Raw genomic sequence first — 3,100 nt, forward strand, 5'->3', positions numbered from 1 at the left:
GGTTATGATTTTGACAGCTTCAGAGCTTACGGTGCTTATTTTTATAGCTTTCAAACAAAAAAACAAATAGAAGACGATGATGACAGATTTACTGTTAAATGGAAAAAACACAGTTTGCTAGCTGGAGTTGATTACACTCCAAGCATCACTGAAGATATTAAACTTGTTGCAGGTGGCTACACTGGTGTATCTAGACTTTTGATAAGCAGAGATGATGAGAATAAAAAATTCTATGACACAGGATTCGTTTTAGGCGCTAAATTTGGTGCTGAGTACCTACTTGATCAAAACAACATCCTAGAAGCTGGCATAAAAACTGACTACACTTTCTATAAGGCAGATGATGTTAGCAGAGTTAGAGAGAGCAATATCGGTCTTTATGTAGGCTACACTTATAAATTTTAATTTTAAACATTCCCTCCTTAAGAAATTTGCGTCCTAGTTTGGGCGCAAATTTATCTCCTTAGCGTTTTTAACACTAAATTTAATAGCTTTAACAACAAATCTAAAGATAAAAATCTCTCAAGCAAATAGCTGTAATATCGAGGATAACTGCATTGATTTTAGCCGCAGATACAGCGATGATGAGTATAAAAGGCTATTTGGAATTTATAAAAGTGAGTGCGAGGTTAAAAATTTAGACGCATGTATCTATCTGGCTGAGTTTTACAAAAGCGGACTTGGCGTAAAAAAAGACGCGACAAAATCACTAGAAATTCTTAACAAAACCTGCAATGAGAGCAATAAATTTGCCTGTCACAACCTTGGAGTTGAGTATCAAGAGATGAAAGATCACAAAATGGCTTTAGATGCTTTTAAAAAGGGCTGCGATCTAGCTTTTATACAAAGCTGTTTTAACGTCGCAGTTTTATATAATAACGGAGGCGGCGTAAAAAGAGACTACAAAAAGGCTGCTAAAATTTACAAAGAAGTTTGCGAGCAAAATTTCTATGAAGGGTGCTACAACCTAGCCGTTTTATACCACAACACCCCTGGCGTAAAGCGCGACTACAAAGAAGCGGTAAAGCTTTACAAAAAGGCTTGTGATAGCGACTTTAGCATCTCTTGCTACAACCTAGCGAGCTTATATCAAGAGCAAAAAGAGTATGAAAAGGCTAGCAAGCTCTATTTTAAAGCTTGCAAGCTTGACTTTGCCGATGCTTGCAATAACCTAGCCAGCCTTTACGACGACGCTCTTGGCGTAGAAAAAGACGATGAAGTGGCGTTTAGATACTACAACAAAGCGTGCAGGCTAGATAGCGCAAGTGGGTGCAAACATCTTGCATACTTTTACTATCATGGCATAGGGACAAAAAAGGATAAAAAGCTGGCAGAAAAAGAGCTTAAAAAAGCTTGCAAGCTAGGCCTTAAAGAGGCTTGCGAGATAGTTAGAGATTTTCACTAAAGAGCATTTATGAAAAATTTGATTTTGTTTTTATCTCTTATTGTGCTTTTAAATGCAGAAAATTTAGACGAGATGTGCCAAAGCGAGGGCGATATAAGAGCAAATTTAACGAGCTGTTACAAGGCTGCTGCAAAAATTTATAACTCTTCAAGCAATGATAAAGATTTCAAAAAGCTAAAAGAGATATTTTTACTAGCTTGCGAAAATGATATGAAAGAGGGTTGCTATAGCGCTGCGCTCAACTACCAAAATAGCTACAATGACGTTAGTAGCGAGCTTAATCAAACTATCATATTAAATAGATATGCAAGATTTTTAAACTACGCGCTTTTGGGTGGCGGCAAAAAAGAGGATAAAACGACTGCCAAAAGCTACTTTCAAAGATCATGCGAGCTAGGCTTTAAAAAGGGCTGCGATATGAGAAATTTATTAGATAAGCTTGGGTATTAAATTTGATCCTAAAAGTATATTTACTATAAATTTATTTTATATTTAAAGTTAAATTTATCCCCTAAGGGCTAAACTTATAAAAATTTCATAAGGATAAAATATGAAAAAAATAATCTTGCTTATATTTTGTTTTGCACTCTTGTTTGGCAAAAATTCTGATATAGAAAATCTTCAAAATGGATGCACTAAAAAAAGAGAAATGGCTTGTGTAACTCTTGGAAATTTATATGAAAACGGAAAAGGAGTAGAACAAGATTACAAAAAAGCAAATGAATTATATATGACATCATGTAATTCTGGTATCGGAATTGGGTGTTATAGTGCTGGCAATTTATACTACAATGGAAAAGGCGTAAGACAAGATCTTACAAAAGCAAACGAGCTATTTATGACATCTTGTGATTTAAAATACGGAAAAGGATGCTTCTTAATTGGTTCCTCATATCTTAAAGGAAAAAGTGTAAAAAAAGATATTACAAAGGCTATCCAATTATTTACCAGAGCTTGCAATTTAGAAAATTCAGAAGGATGTTTTAGTCTAGGCTTGTTTTACGAACAAGGAAAAATAATAAAACAGTATTTAAAAATATCAATAAACTTTTATGAAAAAGCCTGCGGATTAAAAGAAAGTGGCGCATGCCATATTCTTGGGATGAAATACCTTTCCGGCGCAGGAGTTAGACAAGATTTTACAAAAGCACTAAAATATCTAGCATCAGCATGCAATTTAGATAATCCTGGCGGATGTTTGGGTTTATTTATGATGTATTATGATGGAAAAGGCGTAAAACAAAACAAAAGAATAGCTAAGGAATACACAGAAAGAGCTTGCAATTTAGGCTCACAAGAAGGCTGTGATTTATATAAGAATTTAACCGAACAAGGATTATAAATTAATTCCTTGCTTACTGAACTGAAAGGTAAAAATGAAAAAAACAATACTATTATTATTTTTTATAATCTTTCTATATGGAAAAAATTCAGATACTAAAAATATTGATACCATGTGTGAAAATGGAGAAATAAGTCTTTGTTCTGCTGCTGGTTTTTCTTATGCAAATTCTGGCAATATTGACAAAGCTATAGCCTTATATTCCAATGGATGTAAATCTGGAGACAGTCTCAGTTGTTATCTTTTGGGAAGATTATATTTTGAAGGAAATCAAATAAAACAAGATTTTAAAAAAGCTATTGATCTGTTTTCAAAATCTTGTAAAAATGGACAAAAAGGTAGTTGTAATGATC

The 3,100-nt window shown here is 33.8% G+C and carries 4 protein-coding genes and 1 pseudogene; all 5 read left to right on the forward strand.

The window, feature by feature from the left end:
* Window positions 1-405: hypothetical protein (locus Q0296_RS08035; protein ID WP_298039111.1), on the forward strand; the 405-nt coding region annotated here is incomplete at its 5' end.
* A 244-nt stretch (window positions 406-649) separates the two neighbouring features.
* Window positions 650-1,405 carry a hypothetical protein gene (locus tag Q0296_RS08040; RefSeq protein ID WP_366939730.1) on the forward strand — a complete coding sequence of 252 codons (756 nt, stop codon included), beginning with the start codon at window positions 650-652 and terminating at the stop codon, window positions 1,403-1,405.
* Between the two features lie 9 nt (window positions 1,406-1,414).
* Window positions 1,415-1,855: a hypothetical protein gene (locus Q0296_RS08045; RefSeq protein WP_298039112.1), complete on the forward strand. Its 441-nt coding sequence runs from the start codon at window positions 1,415-1,417 to the stop codon at window positions 1,853-1,855.
* 100 nt (window positions 1,856-1,955) lie between these two features.
* The gene (locus tag Q0296_RS08050; protein WP_298039115.1) at window positions 1,956-2,747 is read left to right on the forward strand and encodes a tetratricopeptide repeat protein; all 792 of its coding nucleotides are present in this window, start codon (window positions 1,956-1,958) and stop codon (window positions 2,745-2,747) included.
* Between the two features lie 34 nt (window positions 2,748-2,781).
* Window positions 2,782-3,100 (forward strand): annotated as a pseudogene (locus Q0296_RS08055) (tetratricopeptide repeat protein); the annotation flags it as partial.

The sequence above is a fragment of the uncultured Campylobacter sp. genome, from assembly GCF_937890585.1.
Lineage (GTDB): Bacteria > Campylobacterota > Campylobacteria > Campylobacterales > Campylobacteraceae > Campylobacter_A.